Annotated in this window: 18 protein-coding genes; all 18 read right to left on the bottom strand. The window is 46.2% G+C overall.

Translation table 11 applies throughout. From position 1 onward, the window contains the following. Window positions 1-41 precede the first annotated feature (41 nt). The 18 genes from ACZ5KY_RS04660 to pilM all read right to left on the bottom strand — a co-directional run bounded on the left by ACZ5KY_RS04660 (window position 42) and on the right by pilM (window position 18,678). Complete coding sequence (locus tag ACZ5KY_RS04660; protein ID WP_464242739.1) at window positions 42-1,241, bottom strand: EAL and HDOD domain-containing protein; 1,200 nt, start codon at window positions 1,239-1,241, stop codon at window positions 42-44. A gap of 137 nt (window positions 1,242-1,378) precedes the next feature. Further along, window positions 1,379-5,161 (bottom strand): DUF6701 domain-containing protein, encoded by a 3,783-nt coding sequence (locus ACZ5KY_RS04655; protein ID WP_464242738.1) that lies wholly within the window; start codon window positions 5,159-5,161, stop codon window positions 1,379-1,381. Then, window positions 5,154-5,543: a pilus assembly protein MshP gene (locus ACZ5KY_RS04650; RefSeq protein WP_464242737.1), complete on the bottom strand. Its 390-nt coding sequence runs from the start codon at window positions 5,541-5,543 to the stop codon at window positions 5,154-5,156. Before ACZ5KY_RS04650 ends, ACZ5KY_RS04655 begins: the two co-directional genes overlap by 8 nt. 39 nt (window positions 5,544-5,582) lie before the next feature. Further along, window positions 5,583-6,377: a PulJ/GspJ family protein gene (locus ACZ5KY_RS04645; RefSeq protein WP_464242736.1), complete on the bottom strand. Its 795-nt coding sequence runs from the start codon at window positions 6,375-6,377 to the stop codon at window positions 5,583-5,585. Beyond that, the gene (locus tag ACZ5KY_RS04640) at window positions 6,370-6,861 is read right to left on the bottom strand and encodes a type IV pilus modification PilV family protein (RefSeq protein ID WP_464242735.1); all 492 of its coding nucleotides are present in this window, start codon (window positions 6,859-6,861) and stop codon (window positions 6,370-6,372) included. Before ACZ5KY_RS04640 ends, ACZ5KY_RS04645 begins: the two co-directional genes overlap by 8 nt. Next, window positions 6,846-7,313, bottom strand: coding sequence for a prepilin-type N-terminal cleavage/methylation domain-containing protein (locus ACZ5KY_RS04635; RefSeq protein WP_464242734.1), 468 nt, complete (start codon window positions 7,311-7,313; stop codon window positions 6,846-6,848). The genes ACZ5KY_RS04640 and ACZ5KY_RS04635 overlap by 16 nt, the downstream gene beginning before the upstream one ends. A gap of 93 nt (window positions 7,314-7,406) precedes the next feature. Continuing rightward, window positions 7,407-7,916 (bottom strand): type II secretion system protein, encoded by a 510-nt coding sequence (locus ACZ5KY_RS04630; protein ID WP_464242733.1) that lies wholly within the window; start codon window positions 7,914-7,916, stop codon window positions 7,407-7,409. A gap of 57 nt (window positions 7,917-7,973) precedes the next feature. Further along, complete coding sequence (locus ACZ5KY_RS04625) at window positions 7,974-8,480, bottom strand: prepilin-type N-terminal cleavage/methylation domain-containing protein (RefSeq protein WP_464242732.1); 507 nt, start codon at window positions 8,478-8,480, stop codon at window positions 7,974-7,976. Between the two features lie 157 nt (window positions 8,481-8,637). Then, window positions 8,638-9,105, bottom strand: a complete 468-nt coding sequence (locus ACZ5KY_RS04620) for a prepilin-type N-terminal cleavage/methylation domain-containing protein (protein WP_464242731.1) — start codon at window positions 9,103-9,105, stop codon at window positions 8,638-8,640. Between the two features lie 216 nt (window positions 9,106-9,321). After that, window positions 9,322-10,551 carry a type II secretion system F family protein gene (locus ACZ5KY_RS04615; protein WP_464242730.1) on the bottom strand — a complete coding sequence of 410 codons (1,230 nt, stop codon included), beginning with the start codon at window positions 10,549-10,551 and terminating at the stop codon, window positions 9,322-9,324. 12 nt (window positions 10,552-10,563) lie between these two features. Further along, window positions 10,564-12,264, bottom strand: a complete 1,701-nt coding sequence (locus ACZ5KY_RS04610) for a GspE/PulE family protein (protein ID WP_464242729.1) — start codon at window positions 12,262-12,264, stop codon at window positions 10,564-10,566. Window positions 12,265-12,268: 4 nt separating this feature from the next. Continuing rightward, window positions 12,269-13,378 (bottom strand): tetratricopeptide repeat protein, encoded by a 1,110-nt coding sequence (locus ACZ5KY_RS04605; protein WP_464242728.1) that lies wholly within the window; start codon window positions 13,376-13,378, stop codon window positions 12,269-12,271. Between the two features lie 7 nt (window positions 13,379-13,385). Continuing rightward, the gene (locus tag ACZ5KY_RS04600; RefSeq protein WP_464242727.1) at window positions 13,386-14,291 is read right to left on the bottom strand and encodes an ExeA family protein; all 906 of its coding nucleotides are present in this window, start codon (window positions 14,289-14,291) and stop codon (window positions 13,386-13,388) included. A gap of 9 nt (window positions 14,292-14,300) precedes the next feature. Further along, window positions 14,301-16,025 (bottom strand): pilus (MSHA type) biogenesis protein MshL, encoded by a 1,725-nt coding sequence (gene mshL, locus ACZ5KY_RS04595; RefSeq protein WP_464242726.1) that lies wholly within the window; start codon window positions 16,023-16,025, stop codon window positions 14,301-14,303. After that, the gene (locus ACZ5KY_RS04590; protein ID WP_464242725.1) at window positions 16,026-16,433 is read right to left on the bottom strand and encodes a hypothetical protein; all 408 of its coding nucleotides are present in this window, start codon (window positions 16,431-16,433) and stop codon (window positions 16,026-16,028) included. Next, window positions 16,423-17,139, bottom strand: a complete 717-nt coding sequence (locus ACZ5KY_RS04585) for a hypothetical protein (RefSeq protein ID WP_464242724.1) — start codon at window positions 17,137-17,139, stop codon at window positions 16,423-16,425. The genes ACZ5KY_RS04590 and ACZ5KY_RS04585 overlap by 11 nt, the downstream gene beginning before the upstream one ends. Then, the gene (locus tag ACZ5KY_RS04580) at window positions 17,123-17,728 is read right to left on the bottom strand and encodes a hypothetical protein (RefSeq protein ID WP_464242723.1); all 606 of its coding nucleotides are present in this window, start codon (window positions 17,726-17,728) and stop codon (window positions 17,123-17,125) included. Before ACZ5KY_RS04580 ends, ACZ5KY_RS04585 begins: the two co-directional genes overlap by 17 nt. 2 nt (window positions 17,729-17,730) lie before the next feature. Continuing rightward, on the bottom strand, window positions 17,731-18,678 hold the full coding sequence (gene pilM / locus ACZ5KY_RS04575) for a pilus assembly protein PilM (protein ID WP_464242722.1): 948 nt from the start codon (window positions 18,676-18,678) through the stop codon (window positions 17,731-17,733). Between the last annotated feature and the right edge of the window lie 26 nt (window positions 18,679-18,704).

Here is an 18,704-nt window from a genome sequence, read left to right as displayed (position 1 = left end):
ATCGTCGAATCTCTTGCATTTACGGGCAGAGCTAGGCCACACTACTTAGTGATGCTCTCAGCCCATGCTACGGCCTCCCAATAGGACTCAACAATCACTTCACGGTCATAACCACAGGCATCCACTTCAGCCCAGTTGGCTTGTTCATAGTTTTGCACACAACCAAGAACTTCACCGAAACATCCAGTGCCATGCAGTAAAGCTTGGTTAATCTCATCTGACAATGGCAATTCTTCGAGAATCTGCTCCATAGGAGAATCAAGGATACTTTCAAGCAATGAAAACAAACCAACGGTAAAACTACTGGTTTCATCTCCACAGTGGCTTTGTCGTGCTAGCAATTCGCACATTTTCCCGCGCACTAACGCCATGGTCATCAACTCGTCAGGCTTATCACTTACACTGCCCATAATCATGACACTGGCCCAGGCGCGAATATGTTGTAACCCAACTCGTACGATCGCCTGACGAATTGAAGTCACTTCGCTAATCAAACTATAATAACTTGAATTAACTTGGCGCAATAACTTTACACTGAGATTTACATCAGCCTGAATAATTTGTTCAATACGCTCCATACTCACATCAGGTTGTTGCAACTCAGCCATCAATTGCACCATTGCAAGTCGCGCAGGGGGCATCTTTTTACCCGTAACAACCACAGGCTTACTGAAAAAATAACCCTGAAAATAATCAAAGCCCAGCGCAAGGCATTGTTCATACTCTTCGCGTGTTTCAACTTTTTCAGCTAAAAGCTTTAACGGCTTAACCGATTTAAGTATTTTGACTTGCTCGGCAACTTTCTCCATGCCGAGTTCCATCACATCAATCTTAATCAGATCCGCCAGTTCAACTAACGGCCGCAAAGCTTCACTGTAAACAAAGTCATCCAAAGCAATCAGGTGACCGCGTTCAGAATAGCCACGCACAGCATTAATGATCGCATCTTCAGCCTCTACGCTTTCCAATACCTCGATCACCAATTGATCCGCAGCAAAGGTCAAATCTTTCTCTTCGAGAAGAAAACCCCGAGTGAAATTACAAAATGCTTTATGTTCACCAACAAGACTGTTCAAGCCAATCTCTAGTAGTAGATTGACCAATACCGTACCGCTCGCAGCATCATCATCGTCAATCACAGCATGATTGACAAGCCCATGTCGGTACAACAGTTCATAAGCATAAACGTTTAAATCACGATCTAAAATCGGCTGTCGACCGATAAAGGCATCTTGCTGCATAGAATGGAACTCCATATCAGGTAGAACTTAACAACTCGTTCTCGAGGTCATATCTGAACATAGAACAGATAACTAAATACTTATTTTAATGTGAATTATAGCATCATTAACACTGGGTGAACACTCAAATTAACCCGCTAGCGCCAGGTAGTTTCACGAATGTAGATAATATGTTCATTGCCTTGATAGATACCGAAGGTGGCTCTGGAGGTTGGGTTTTCGTTGCCAGCACCTTGCCAATCAAACTGCAGATAAGCCGGTACGGTTAATTCAACATCGACCCAACCGTCACCACCTAACCCCGGTGCACTAAACTCCATATCACCATCACCGTCAATCAAAGGTTTACTACCAATCGTTGCAGAAGTCGTCACAACACCTTTCACCCTGATCGTGTTTGTCCCAGATATACCCGTTTGCTCGGCGCTATCTAAGGTTAAATCGGACTCCGTTAGTAACGTACACAAATCATCACTGTTTAAACTGAAAGCAGAACCCGTCCAATATTCACCGGACATCAACATCGGTAAATCAAGCATTTCTGAGCCATGGGCATTATCTAACCGCAATCTTCCATAACGTAAGACAGTCGCATTCGCAACCTGAGTGTGGTCCATCACCGTATCAGTATTGGCATCAAGATCAGGAGTGGTGATTTCAACGCCATCGCCATCTTGTATATAAACACCAAATCGCGCATCGTCAAAAGGACCGTCTGGAGCCGTATCACGAGAAACATTGAGATTAACACTAAAGGTCGCTACACCAGCAGCCCAACCATTTGTTTTGCTTGCGTCAATATTAGAGATATCAGGAAGGCGGGAGCTTAATTCAGTAGTTGGCGTACCGAGAGGATCATTCACAGCACAAACGGTGTATGTTCCACCAGAACCGTACTTAACCGCTCCCAGACCTGTAAACTTGGCAAAATCATCGACATAGTTAGTAGTAGCTACTCCTGAACTATTTTTTGCCGTCAATAGATAGTTGAATTGCAGGTCTTCACCGAGATAGGTAAAACCAGAGGGGGATGAACAACTACTATCAACACGATTCGTTATCACCCCTTGAGTGAGTTGAAAATGATCGGGATAAAACCGGCCAATAAACGGTGAGCACACTGAAACGCTTTTTTCGAGAAAATCATTCATTCCATTCTGCTCAAGCTGAACAATTCCTACTTGGTCATAGGTAATATTAGCTACAGAAACAGTCGTTACCTTTGTGGGGATGATGATATTACCATCACCATAAGTCCACGTTCCTGAATCGCCACCGGAGGGCTTTTCGAGAGAGACCGTAGGTTGACCAAGCTCCCATTGTGGAACCCGTGCATAGCCAGAACTGGGATCAGAAAGTGATGAACTACCACAACTATCCCACAGCCCATCGTTATTGCCATCTCTAGCAGCAGTCCATGCCAAACTTTTAAAACTCAAACTGAAATTCTCGCCCGTTTTTTTATACGCTTCGCCACTGCCATCCATAGCGTTCTTATTGCCAACGGCTTCGGCAAACACAGCCAAAGGGCGTACAACAAAGGCATTAGAAATATCACTAACATAGAAGGTTTCACCCGTTGGGACCCCTCCATCATTGGTGAGTTGATTACCATCAGAATCGGTAACAAGGATCTCCATTGCTACCTTCAATTGATATTTCCCTGCATCAACCGAGGTCAGCCAAAAGGCTGCTGCACCATCCCCGTTAAAATCAAGCTCTAACTCTTTCGTACTACCAACGCTATTTAACATCTCACTTTCAATATTCGATGTCAGCGTTATGCTGTTATCATCTAAACCATTATCGGCCTCGGGCACCAAATAACTAAACAGAGCATTCGAATTATCAACAAGAGACGCAATACACGCACCGCTATTGTCATCTGTTCGCAGTACGCGTACCTGAAAAATCTGGGCAACAGGGAAAACATTCGAGGGTTTTCCTGCTATCTGAGTTCCGATATCACTATCGCTCGTGCTCGCATCAGAATCTCCATCAATAAAAATTCCAGTATTGTAAAAAACGATGGAGCAATCGCCCTCCACACCATCTTCGTAGCAACGGGTCACATTGGTCGCCACTGGGGATAATGCTGTTAAACCTAGATCCAAAGTTGCTAGGGTGGTCTGCTGAAGCATGACATCGCTATGGCCAATAAATGTTCGGGTATCGCCACCAATCCAATTCGGTGGATTTGATGTTGGTGGGGTCAGAGTTGCGGTGACCGACTCACCATATTCTTCCGAGCAATCATCATTGGCACAAGCACGTAACGTTACGGTAGAAACCTGACAGGTAATTCCTGTCGAACTATGTTCAATGCGATAGTGATCAACACTTGGAGTACTCGTCTTTGGGGTAATAATTATTTCATCCCAACTAAAATCGTCATACTCAGGAGACCACCAAGATCCTTGCCGTGTGGAAATCACTTTTAATTGATGTAGCCCTGCCGGCCAGTTGCCATCAACACCTAAGTTATAAGGGTCATCCGTTAAATCAACGCTGTCTCCGCCCTCAAAAATTGTTCCAACTTGAGTATTATCAATCGCAATAGAGTTACTAAAATCCAAAGATCTTAACCGATAAAAATCAATATTTAAGTGTGTTGTTGCGGCGGCTAACCTGAACCCTATTGTTACCGATGTACCATCTATTTCATCGGGATAATAAGGAGTACTATCTGTCAGGTCATAGCCATCTGAACTATCGTTATTATCACCAAGATGATATTTTTGAATAAAATGCCGAGCATCCGATGTTTGGCTGGGGTCAACAGTATTTAAAACAATCTCGTGAAAAGTAAAATCATCTTCGTCAACATCAACTGTAGAAACCGTATCTATACAAATAATTGTTTCAAAGCTTGACACATTATACCTTTGCCAACTAATTGCCCATTCTGACTCAGTCATGTTGACGTATAGCGTATCAGAACCGATACCACCATTCACTGAACTCGATATCTGACCATCAATTTGGAGAACATCATTACCTCTCCCCATATCAATTCCAGCACCAGAAACGTTACCGTGAACATATAATTGATCGTTACCTTTACCCATTTCAATGCGTGAATTATTGTTACCTAAGACTTCCATGGCATCCGTGCCACCATTTAATTCAACGGGCGCCTTAACATCTCCTTTAATTTTCACAACATCGTCTTGATTCCCTCCTGACAGGGTTCCACTGTTCACATTTCCGTCAATCTGGCACTGATTGTTATTATTGCCCAACCCTAACGGTGAATTTTTGTCACCCGCAATGCGAATAATATCATCACCATTACCTAAATTAATGGCATAAACATTATTAGTTGAACCATGAATATAAAGACGATCCGCTCTATTTCTCAGATCAATTCCTCTATTCGTATTACCTGTTATCTCAATTCCGTCGCTTTGATTTGTGCCAATATAAGTCGTATTTAAATCGCCCGTGATTAAATCTGTTACAGGATCAACAAAGCGTTCGGGCAAATCATCAATAGAAATATTTGCAGAGCTACCCATCCCTGAACATGGGGTCAAGATACCATTATCATAACAGCTTCCCCGCAATGAAAGGGTATGTAGCCCTGCGGCAAGAGAAAGGTTAACTGCTACCGAGGCACTACCCTGACTTCCTGTTCCAACCTTTACATCATCAATAAAAAATACAAGAGACGAGTCGGGTTCTAATCCAGAAACGTTATTGAGATCGATCGAGGATAAAGAGACATCAGAGCTCAACGAAAAATAAAACGGTGACGTACGCAATTGATCATAAGTCACAGTAAGGTTGGAGTTATCTCCTAGTTGCTGAAACCCAGACAATGAGACATCGGCCCTGCCATTAACAGGGCAAGCTACAAAAAGAAAAGTAAACAGAAATATCAAGCCAAACAGAGGATTCTTATCCTTTATTTTAATCATGAATCGTCACCTCCACGGTGCGAGAAACATAGTCAGGACTATCGATATCAGCAAAGGTGGCAACAGCAGTTAAATTATAGATATAAATATCATCACCACCTTCGTTGAATGGCCCTGAGCGACGACATGAGGTGTTAACGGTATAGCCATCGACCAACCACGTGGAATCAGCAAAACAAGCTGCAGCATCAACCACCTGTTTAATTCCCCACTCGACACCACTACGCCCCGCTTGATAGGCCCGTGCTTGCAACACAGCCTGAGTGGTGGTGCTTTGCTGCACAGTACTCAGCTTAACCATATAGGTGCCCAGCAGAGCCAATACCACGAGGATAAAGATCGCTTGGACGATGGTGAAACCATTTTGATTGTTTATATTCATCGCAACCTACCGTGATTGATTTTCAATTGGCCGTCGTTCCTACGGAGCATTATCAACATGTACCTGATGGAGTAGGGTAATTCGTTCCCCCGCTTTTTCCAAGGCTAGTTGCATTCGAACCAAACCACTACGGCTTGCCGTTCCGGCATCGTAAGCAAATTGACTGGCGGCTAAAACAATATGGCTGGCAACCAAATCTCCTGGCGCTGCCCCGGGATCAAATTGAGTGGTATTGGAGGCATAACCAGTGTGGCGAGTTAGTTCACCGTCGCGCAGCCGATAGGTGATAGCAGTATCAACAATAAAAAAACGTTGCAAGGGAGATGCATAGGGAAACTGCTTTGAAATGATTAAATTGCTCGCTGTTGAACCAACGTCAACAGGTGTCGAATTGTCTCCAGTATAGGCGTTAGCGGCTGTTCCTGTCGCCGAGAGGTTGTAGATCACCACGAGATCTCCGAGCGTTACTTCACTAAAATGCTCTACCCCTCCCAATACATCGAACCCTGTATCAACCGCAGAAAAATCAAGCATATCGCCAACTCCCCCACGACGATAACGACCACCAGCAACCACATGTAACATTTCAAGACGCTTGCCATCAGCACTAATGCGAACACTATTCGGTAACGCCGCACGAATATCACGCTGCATACGCCGAAGAGCCATCTCCGCTTGATCCACCAACTCGGTTCGGCGCTCTAAATCGATATAGCCTTCAATCGGCTGACTGATAAACATGCCGCCGAGAGAGGAGAGGATGCCGATAATGACAATGGTCACCACCAACTCAACCAGAGTAAAACCTCTATGTCGTAGGATAGGATCAATCATAATCAGTCCGATATCCTGTTAAGGTGAGATCCATTTCGGTTCCACGCTGTACGCGAACGGTAACCTTACGTGCTTGCACCACACTTCCTGCTGGACCAAAATCGGCTGGGTCAGAGACGATAACAGTTACCGTATAATTTTCGAGGCCCGCAATCGCATTACCGTTTTGATCTTTCGCACCAGAATCATTCATTCCGTTGTAATCAAACACATCATCAAACAGGTTTCTCGTTGTTCCGGTGTAGCCTCCAGGAGGATTATTGTAGCGTTGCAGAACAATCTCTTCCATATAAGACTCAGCAATAGCAATAGCTTGATGTTGAATCATCGGGTCAGCACTATGACTCACGGTAAAGTTCATCACCATCAACACACCACCTAAGGCGATACTGATAATCACCATCGACACAATTAACTCAACTAATGTTAACCCGCGCTGACATCGAGTGAATTTATGACATGATTTCGCTATTGAGTAACGCATCCAGTCTCTCCATCGATAGCAATTGCCAAACCAGCAACATTGGTGAAATCACTAATTGCGTAACTTTCATTACGAGTGCGACCTAGAGCATCAAAGGCCAAAGTAGCGGGTGTCAATATTACGGGGGATTCAGCGGTAAAATCTCCGCCACTGGGGTGGGTTAAAACAACGGTGGCTGGAGGGAGGGTGTTACAGCTCGCCGTATTCTCATGACGATAGAGGGTGAAATCTGTGGCGGTGATACCAACACGAACGGCGCAACCGCTAGCCACAGCTCGTTTTTGGGCGTAGCGCAAGGCGGAGACGAGCTCATCCTTAAAAGCGCGTTCATGATATGACTGTTGATCGAAAAACTTCGGCGCGGCAACAGCCGAAAGGATGCCGAGAATGACAATCACAACGATCAATTCAACTAAGGTGAAGCCTTTTTGTTGGTTGAGCGTTCTGATCATGACTCTCTTCTTTCAATAAGAACTCAACGTTTGTTGATGTGCGTTGATCTGCATAATGGTTTCATTATACAGATCAACACATTTACAAAACGACTAATATTCCCACGTATAGTCATAAGAAGTTGTCGGAATCAGCTCCAAACCAACAACCTCACCATTATCAACAACCGTTTCGATCCGATGAATAATCATGGTGTTGCCATTGTAACCACCTGTAATAATATCTTCGTTCTTTAAATTATACATCAACCAATGACCAACGCTTCTATCAAACCAAGCACCGTCGCCGGTTTGATTTGCAGCAAAAACACCTAAATAAGATTCTGGTTTGTTGGACAAAAGATCGTTCATTGGATCAAGCGGTGCCGTTCCATTGTACGCAAGAGTCGCTAAATCTTCACTGTCGACCAAAGCACGAGCCACTCGTAATGATAACGCACTGCGAACATTCCCCAGCACCTTTTTAACCGTCGCTGCCTCAGCTTGCTTTTGTAGGTCAATAAACTTAGGTACGGCAACAGCCGATAACAGAGCAACGATAACCATCACCACCACTAATTCGATGAGGGTAAAGCCTTTTTGTCCTCTTAAACTTGTTTTCATACATTCTCCTCGATTCAACCTGTATAGGCACGGCAAGCCGTGTCCATACGCGATTGATTATTCAAAATTCCATTGATGCAATGTTGCTGGTTGTAATACCAAACCAATTAGTTGCTTTTGTTGCGATTGCCGCTCGTCATAAATGACGGAGATATGCCAACGCACTTTTTTAGGTGAGCTATCAATTCCATTAACGATCTCATCATTTCGTACGACATACACCAACTCATGCGTTTTTTTATCATCGTACCAACTGCCGCATTGGTTACTATCTTCTACAATTCCAAGATAGTTTTCAGGCTGTTCAAGTAACAAATCGTGCATGGGATATAATGCCTGTAGGCCATCATGCGCCCACGCAGCTAAATCATCCCCTTGATACAAACCACGCGCCATCTGTAAGCTTAAGGCACTGCGAAGTTGGCCAATCATCCCCTGTGTACTTAATGCTTCAGCACGTAGGGTCATACGATAAAACCTAGGCAAAGCAACGCTAGCCAGTATTGCCACCACGGCGACCACCACGATCAATTCTAATAGGGTGAACCCGTTGTGGTTTCGCATGGCGTTGGCCTTTGCTGTGTGCGATAGATAAAATCGGCGGACAATGCCCGCCCTACCTGCTCACGTAGGATGCCGGTGAACGTAGTGAACCGCATCATTTTTGTACGTCAGATAAGAACGATGCGGTTCGTTGACCTCACCGCATCCTACCTAGCTATCAAGGACTTACCAGTGAGACTGCTGGCACTGCATCAGCGACACCATCTGTATTAGCATCAACAGCCGGCGTATAAGTAAAAGAGTATGCTCCATATGTTACAACCAAATCAGTTCCAGACAATTCCGCTTTAAATTCATCAACTGTCGTATCATCAGCGACAGTAAACCCATCTAAATCAACTAAATCAGACAGATTCGCTGTCGTTGCATCAGGATATGCTAAATTAACTTCGACATCAGATCCTTCGACATTAATAGTACTATCCCCGATAACATTAGACACTAAACACTTACCATGTGCCATCATAACAGCAGACTTAAAAGACCCGCGAATACCTTCTAATACAGCCTTTTTTGCCTCACCTTGCATATCAACAAACTTAGGCACAGCCACCGCCGACAAAATACCCAAAATTACGATCACTACGATTAACTCAATGAGGGTAAAACCTTTTTGATTGTTCATGTGTTACTCCTTTGTGTTGGTTAAATAATGTTGCATTATTTAGTTAATAAAACAGACTTCGTTATTTCTCGCGCCCGTGCGCTACGCTTACTTAAGCCGCAAAGAGCGCAAAGTAAAATCTAACGCTTTGTTTTTGACCTTAAACCTTGGCGTTCTTTGCGCCTTGGCGCGATAAGGCCCTTATACTTATCGACCTAAACTTCTGAACTCTTTACCCTACTTCATCATACTGCCTAAATTCCACATGGGTAAGAATACACCCAAAGCTAACACCAGCACCATGCCACCAATTACCACAATCAGAATCGGCTCAATGGCACTGGTTAAGTTTTTCAACTCATACTGCACTTCGCGCTCGTAAAATCCAGCCACCTCAAGCAGCATGCTATCAACGGAACCTGTCTCTTCACCAACAGCGAGCATCTGTAATACCAGCGGGGTGAAAATCTCCAACGACGCCGCACTACGGGTGAGTGTTTCACCGCGCTCTAGGTGATTACGCATCTCATCGAGTTTACCACCAAGGTACGCATTCTCTATCGCCCTAGCGGTAAAGCCAAGGGCTTGAACAAGAGGCACACCGCTACCGTAGCCCATTGAAAATGAGCGGGCAAAACGGGCTAATGTTGAACGCAATAGTATTGACCCGACAATGGGAATCTTGAGTTTGTAGCGATCCCACTGCAAAGTTCCCCGTTCGGTACGTAAATAGCGGCGCACAGCAAAAATCGTAGCGATAAGCGCAGCAAGGATATGGGGCCAATACGCAACAGAGAACTGTGAAATTCCCATAATAATTCGCGTTGGCAGCGGCAAATCGGCACCAAAACCGGCAAACACTTTTTCGAATGTTGGAATAACAAATAAGCTCAGTATTGCCATAGCAATAGCGATAGCAATGATAACAAAGCTAGGGTAACGCATCGCCGCTTTGATCTGCTCGCGAGTCATTTTTTCAAATTCAAGATAATCGGCAAGTTGTTCAAACGATTGCTCTAAATTACCACTGTTTTCCCCAACCTGAACCATCCGAGTCATGAGATTTGGAAACACGTCAGGATATGACGCCATGGCTCCGGACAGGTCGCGGCCTGATTCGAGGTTTTCGATCACGCCACGTAAGGCTTCTTGCAATGAGGGGTTTTGCGACGACTCGATGAGACCTTGAAGTGAGCGCATCATTGGCACACCAGAGCGGGTCAAGGCAAACATCTGGCGGCAAAACAGCACCAGATCGTCGAGGCCAACCTTTTTTTTCCGTTTTGCGAAGCTAAAGGAAAGACTTTTGCCCTTTTTAGCCGCAGTGCTCACCCCTTGCTGAATACGGATAGGAATTAAGCCATTTTCTGCCAATTGCGCCGCAACCGCGTCACTCGAAGCCAATTCGAGTTCGCCGTTTACTTGTTCACCGCTAGGGCGACGAGCGGTGTAAATAAAATTTGGCATAGTTTAAATCTCCTACTCGCTCTGGCCTGAAACGCGAATCACCTCTTCGATACTGGTGACTCCCTGTTTCGCATAGTCGTATGCACAATCAGCCAAAGAGACAAACTCCTCCTGTTGCCGGGCCAAACGAGCAAAATCAGCACTATCGTTACGCCGTAACGCATCAGCTAGATCAACATCAATTTGCAGTAATTCAAAGATACCAATTCGGCCATGATAACCAGTGTTGTTGCACTGGGTGCAGCCTTGACCGCGTTTGTAACCCTGCACCGGCTGATCGTCACCTAAATAACCGTGCAGCCAACTCAGGCTTTGCGGATCAAGGGGATCATCAACTCGACAGCTATCACAAATTCGGCGCACTAATCGCTGGGCTAAAACAGCTTGTAGCGAACTGGCCACGACATAACCCTCTGCGCCCATATCTAACAGACGCAAGGCGGTGCTGATGGAATCGTTAGTGTGCAAGGTTGACAGCACTAGGTGACCGGTCATCGCCGCACGTAAGCCGATCTCTGCGGTTTCTTGATCACGCATCTCGCCAACCATAACGACATCCGGATCTTGGCGCAGGGCGGTACGTAACACGCCAGCAAAGGTCAAACCGACCTTAGTATTCACCTGAACTTGATTGATGCGTGGTAAGCGATACTCGACGGGATCTTCGACAGTAATAATCTTTTTTTCAGGGCTGTTCATCTCATTGAGAGCGCCATACAGAGTGGTTGTTTTACCACTACCTGTTGGGCCTGTAACGAGAACGATACCGTGCGGTTGATGAATAAACTTACGAAAGCGCGCTAAAATATCTGCTGGCATACCAATATGATCGAGCTTCAACAACCCACCAGATTGGTCCAACAAACGCATAACAACGGACTCGCCATATTGTAACGGCATGGTAGAAAGTCGAATATCGATACTCTTGTTTTTAACACGGATATTAAAGCGGCCATCTTGCGGCAAGCGGCGTTCCGAAATATCGAGACCACTCATCAACTTTAAACGTGACACCAACGCGCCAGCGATCCGTTTCTCCTTCATCACCTGCTCATGCAGTACACCGTCGATTCGTTGACGAATCCGCAAAACATTTTCATCTGGCTCAATATGGATATCCGATGCGCCAACCTGCACCGCATCTTCAAACAGTGTCTGGAGCAAACGGACAACGGGTGCATCTTCGAGCTGGCTATCGGGTAGAAGCTCAGACAAATTAAAGTCAGTTTGCGCGAGCTCTTCGCCAAGCTCTTCGGCAATATTTTCGATCTCGTCGGTACGACGGTAGACATTATCAAGGGAACGCAGCAGGTCCGATTCGCGAACAACGGCAGGAACAATCGGTTCGCCAATGAGTGATTCCAACTTATCTTGAGCAAATATGTCGGTGGGGTCAGCCATGCCAATTAAAATAGCACCCGCTTCACGCGTTAACACAATGACTCGAAAACGGCGAGCTAGGGTCTCAGGAATGAGCCTAACGTATTGCGGATCGAACTTAAAATGGCGCAAATCAACCAGTGAGATTTGTAGCTGTTTTGACAAAAACTCTAACATCTGGTCTTCGGTAAGATAGCCAAGCTCAATCAAGGTATGGCCAAGTTTGCCACCCGTCGATTTTTGTGCTTTCAACGCGTGCATTAACTGGTCTTCGATGATAATCCCCTCAGAGACGAGCAGGTCACCGATCCGTATTTTTTTGCGTAGTGCCATAAATCTACCCTTTACCCAGACGCGTTAATTGCTGTACGGCAAATTGCTTAAGTTGAGGATTAAGCTGGCGACAGCTTATTGCCTGTTGATAACAGGCCATGGCTTGCTGTGGTGATCCAAGCTGATCGGCACAGATAGCGCGACCAATCCACCAATCTCCTTGGTGCGGATAGGTCGTTGTCAGCAACAGATACTGCTCAGCCGCCTCATCAAATCGATTAAGTTGTTGCAGGACACTCGCCAGCAAAGCGTAATAATCACTTGATGCTTCAATCGTTGGTAACGCCCCAGTTTGCAGTACGACTAACGCTGAACCGTGTTCGCCAGATTCAACCATTAACCGCGCTCGATAAACTCGTAAACCGACATCCGTTGGATACACTTCACAGCCACGTGTTGCAACATCCATAGCAGAAGCAAGATCACCAGCTTGCACCCAAATCCGAACAAGTTCTTGCCATGGTTGGGCGCTGGAATGATCAATTTGTATCGCCTGATTGAGCAGTTTTGCACCAGCCTGATAACGTTGTTGCTCAACAAGAGCCCGACCTTCGATGCGGAGATGTTGTACTTGCTCGGCTAAACTTGGCGGCTTAATCACCATGCGAACGGGTAACGATGACACGCCCTCTAACGCCACGGCAAAAGCCGTCTCATCTCGCCGATTAGAACTTTCAGCAGGGATGTTCGCAGCAGGAGTCTCCGCCAGAGCTACGGCTACATCAGGTAGTACTGGCGCCATAACCGGCGCCGAAAGTTCTTGTACGACAGAGGATTCAAGCCGAGGAGCAACCTGCTCTTCGAGTGTGATAGGTTCCTCAACAACGGTTTCAATCTCCACAACTGCTTGCGGCTCTACCGCAACAGGCGCACCATTTACGGGTGATTGAGTCAGCGCTGAAAGCTGAGGCGTTGCCACGGTGCGTGGATTAAAAAACCACCACCCACCTAGTGCACTCACTGCCAACACAACAACCAGCGCAACAATGACAGGCAGGAAACGAAAGCGTTTAGGCGTGTGGTAAACAACGACCTCCACTTCTTGTCCACCATGGTTTGGCCCTTGCTGCTTACGCGCGTCTAAATCTTTCAACATCTGATTAATCAGACTCATCGTTGCTCTACCCTCCCATCATGGGAGTAAACAACAGTCCCGCAAAAAAAAGAGTCATGAGCAATCCGATTAGCACAATGCTAAATACCCAGTTATGTGGCTGCGCAATGCCATCGGTATCAATAATGGCCGCCTTGACTTGACTGGCACCAACGTGATGCAAGCCACAGCCATAACTGACCATCAATGCCTTGTGGGCTAAAATATTGACTAAGCGCGGCACACCTTTAGCGGCTTTGAATAATTTACGCTGTGCCGCAACAGTAAACAGTGGCACACCTTGATAACCTGCCATTTGAAGTCGATGGGATAAATAGCCCTGAAATCCATTAAAATCAAGGGGGCCAAGGGCATAAGAGAAGCTGATTCGCTGGCGTAATTGGCGCAATTCGGTCTGTGCCAGCCGTTCGTTTAGTTCCGGTTGGCCAAATAATACGATCTGAAGTAATTTTCTTTTTTCTGTTTCTACATTACTCAATAACCGCAACGCTTCAAGGGTTTGCGTTGGCATCGATTGCGCTTCGTCAACACACACGACAACATTCCGGCCTGATGCACTAAGGTTAATCAACCGAGTATTGAGTTGATTCAATAGATCGGCAACAGAAACATCCGTAGCCGAATCAAGACCAAGTTCCTGAGCGACGGCACGGTAAAGCTGCTGCGCTTCCATTAATGGGTTGGGCAAATAAACGGTAAGCATCTGATCGGGAAGATCATTGAGCAGTTTGCGACACATGAGTGTCTTGCCTGTCCCCACTTCGCCGGTTATTTTAACAATCCCCTCACCGTTATTTAAGGCAACAAGAACCACGTTCATCGCCTCCTGACAGCTAAAGTTATTGTAGTAATAACTGGTATCTGGCGTGAGAGAAAAAGGACGATCATTCAGATGAAAATAGTCCAGATACATGAAGTTCCCCTACAACAACTGCTGCATGCGCTGACGCGATTGATCAATATCATTAGCCCAGTCTTGATCTTGATTCACCACTTGTGGCCGTAATAAGATGATCAGCTCGCTCTTCCGTGTCGTTTCCTGTTGATGACGAAAAAGATAGCCGACGCCGGGAAGATCACCCAAAAGAGGAACTCCGGCGGTCTCTTGACCTTCAGAATTTTTCATCAAACCGCCGATTACAACTACTTGACCATTGCGAGCACTAACAATCGTATCAGACTCGCGCACACTGCTAAACGCCAAGGGAAGTGACTGTTCTTGACCATTGACGGTGATCACTTTTGTCTGATCTTCAACCTCGCTGACCGTCGGATGGATATGTAATGTCACTCGACCATTTTCACTGATTTGCGGTGTCACGTCCAAGGCGATTCCAGAGAAGAATGGTGTTAAGGTAATATCGGCAGTTGCGGTATCCGTTTCAGTATCGGTATCACTTGACACCTCGGTAACGAAAAACTCATCAGTTCCAACCTTAATGACTGCTTTTTGATTGTTAAGCGTCGAAATACGCGGACTGGAAAGTACCTGCACGTCGCCTTGCGTTTTAACCGCTTCAACAAAGGCTTGAAAATCATCAAACTCTACTGCCGCCGAAAACACTCCGCCAAAAGCAGAGGAGATCAAACCGTTAATTGGTGTTGCGTCACCTGGGTTTAGATTCCCATAGTTACCCGAGATTTCACTTGAATTATTACTTAGGCTGGTGCCACCGCCCACTTGACCTATTCGCGCCAAATTAGTGCCATTATGGATAAGAGATCCCCAGTTGATCCCTGTTTGAAACCCATCATTAAGTTGAACCTCAATAATTTTAGCTTCCAGAATCACTTGGCGTTGCAAGGAGCCTTCCGTTCTCTGCAAATAGTTGGCGACAATATCCAACTCATAAGGGAGTGCACGGACAACAACTAATCCAGCATGAGGTTGTATGATAACCTTACGACCATCTTCTGTGCCAATGAGAGCCTCAAGTGCCTTTTGAAAGGCTGGCCAAAAATCGGTTGTCGAAGTGGTCTCAATTTGACTGCCAGTTCCACTCTCATTACCTGAAGAGCCTCCTCCTGAACTGTTACTACTATTACTACGATTACTGCTACTGTTCGATGAGTTACTCCCATCAGTTACTTGCCCCGAACTCACTCTCATGGAGGAGGTTCCGCTGCGCTGTAATGTCAAGTAATCAACTTCGTAAATCCTCGTTTGAAGATTATTTGGTAAAATCTGGTACCCACCTGCAATGGAGCGAAAATGGTAGCCATATACCTCCTGAACGATATTCATCACCTCGGACAAGGTGACATTTTTGAGGCGTAAACTAACCTTTCCCGTAACCTGAGGGTGCACCACCATGTTGGTAGTTGTCCCTTCAACGAGGCCGGAAAAAAATGCGCTGGCATCAACCTCCTCCGCAGCAACATCAAAACGGTGCTCCTCTTCAGCCGATCGACCCTGCTGTTCAGAACTAAAGAGAGATGGCATAAGAGCCTGCTGAATCGCCGCAGGTAACGGTTGCGCTGCCTCAGCGTCCAGCGCGGGGCGTTGCATTTGCTCAAGGATAAGGGCTGATGGCGATGATGGTAATGGTGTGGAAACAGAGTCTTTTGCCACGGTTGCACTGCAACCCGACATAAAAAGTACGCCACTAAATATCAACAGGCTTGCTATGTTCCGTAATTTCACCATCTATTCCACTCCACGTAGGTGATGCAACAATCCACTCGCTGCATCCGTTCGCGTTTTAATTATCGGTTGCAAGGTCAATGAGGTCTTCTTGCCTTGTTGCGCCAACACCACACATCCTTCGTCAATCGAGGTAACGAAATGCCCTTGATACCGGTCACCAACGCTAACGGTTAACCCATCAATGATTGCAACCCGGCGCTGGGCTGAAACCATGGTTGCTTCAAGATGAAATTCAGTCTTTTCTACCGCTACGGAATCAGCAGCGAAACGTTCAACCTGAGGCCGCATCGGGTCATGTACGCCTGCACGACTCGGTGTCGCGATCATCAACCCAATAACAACGATGGCCAGAGGTAATATAACGCCACGACATTCAAACTTCGTTCTCTTTTCTCGATTAACCACCAATCCAGCCTTCCTGAAAACTCAAGGTATACACATTGAGCATAACTCGCGCACTTGGATAGCGATCAGACATCTCAATGTCAACACTCTCCCAAAACAGCCGCTGTGAGAGCCCCTGCAACTGATGTAAATAATTCAAGGTATCAAGGTAACTTCCCGTCAACTGCAACTCCATGACATGTTGATACAATACCGGCGCTGTTTTCTGACTAAGAGAAAGCTCTTCGCCCCCAGAGGTATCTTTACTGCTCGCGGCAGAAGGTGTAACGACTGCAACCAGAGCCGAAGGGACACGATTTTTTAGTGACATAAGGGTCAACCCTTTATGCTGGGACAACATACCACGCAGCATTGCCGACATCTGCTGTGGTGGCACTAACCCAGAAAGGTTGCGCTGCAACGATTGATCAAACAAAGTAATTTCCTCGCGCAACAAGGCGAGCTGATCTCGCTTGCCTTGATCAGGATCATTATTTAGCGCATTTTCTAACTCAAGCAACTGTCGTTGCAACGACACAACATCTTGTTGTGCAGTTTGATATTGTGTCGTTAATCGTTTTTGTTCCTTTTGAGCGGGGAAAAACACCAACTCAGCAAACAAATAAATAGGGACCAAAAACAACGCAATAAGAACAATGATACGTTCCCTCTTACTCAGAGCAGAAAACAAATCATTTAACTTCGCGAATGTTTTACTTTCCAACGCCATCGTTGCCTCCCCTCTGTGTCGAGAGTAAGAATTGATATAAGCCATTCTCCTGCCGTTCAAGCTCTAATTGCGAAAATTGCTGGTGACGGAAAACTTCCTGCGAAGAGAAACCCTCGATTAATGTCGGTATATTTTGTGCGTGGGGCGTAAGTCCGTGCAACTGAATGGTTGCCCCTGAATTCATGAGCAAAATCCGGCTAAACCATAACTGCTTAAGGGGCTTTGCAGCTAAGGCATCAAGGCTCTGAGGGATGGTGTTTTCCTGTGCCATGGCGTGGTCCAATGCCACACGGAGTGGTTGTCGCTGCACCAACTCAGCCCGAAGCAATTGTAAGTCACGTCTTAAAGACTCACTCGGCACCCGTGCCGACAGCCGTTGCTGGAGCAGATCCACCGATTCAACCAACTGTTGCTGTTGCGCCAGTTCACGATCTAAGCGAAGTTTAACCTTCTGAACCGTCTGCTTTTGACTCCAACTGACAACGGCCATCACCGCCAACAGCAAGAAAAAGCTTGCAGCAAAGATAAGCACCCACGGAATTTCACGTTGTGGCTTAAATTGATCCTGATAGAGATTGATTTGCTGCATGATCAATTCCAATCACTGCGTAATGCAGCGCCAATAGCAGCAATGCAGCGGGACTGTTCAGACTCAACAACAGAACAATTGCCGAGCCAACGACTCAAATCGAGCTCTTGGACATCGGGAGTTAAATAGGTATCGAGATAAGACTGTAACCCCGGCACAGGAGCGGCCAGTGGTGCCAACAGAACGGCGGCAACAGGTTGGCGCGACACACTGCTTTCGTAATAGTCCAGCGAGCGCTGAATCTCCAACACAACACTATCAAGAATATTTTGCTGCGCCTGAGAAATCTCCACACCATCGACAGCGTCCATATCAGCAGCGGCAACCAGTTCCTGGACGCCGAGATTGATCCGTCGGGCCATACACAGTTCACCATTACGAACGATGGTCACCAGACCGTTATCACGCCATAAGCTCAACAAGGCAACCCCACGATCCGACTCAAACGAACGATCTATAACATTACGCAAAGCTAGTTCAGGGATATCAATCACTTTGACATCCAAATGAGACTGCTGCATGACATCGACCACATAACGGATATTTTCTTCCGCAGCAGCCACAGCAAAGTTCATCGGACTACCACCCGCACCCAAGGTGGAGAATAGATCAATGACGGCATGGTCTGCGGGAAAATCAAGTAGATCTTTGACTTGCCACCGTACCGCATCGCGCAATTCAGCTTCAGGAACATCGGGCTGATCAATTTGAATCAGATTATAGGTTCCTCGTGCTAAGACAGCACAACACGGCGCGCGTTGTAATTGGTGACGCTGCACAAGTTCAGCCAGAACCTCAGCATGATTGGTACGGCCACAGTCGACGCTTTCAGCGACGCGCAAAGAGACATCACCTTCAGCGGAGGTTTCAAGCTGGACCAATGCAAGGCCATCCGAAAAAAAAGTCAGACCGACTACCCCTTTATGGATGGAACTTTTTCTTTTAAACAACGCCAGTTTCGCCTCCTGCTGATCAG

The sequence above is a fragment of the Desulfuromonas svalbardensis genome (genome assembly GCF_055389415.1).
Note: the sequence above shows the minus strand (reverse complement) of the source record. Positions and strands in the feature narration are given on the sequence as shown.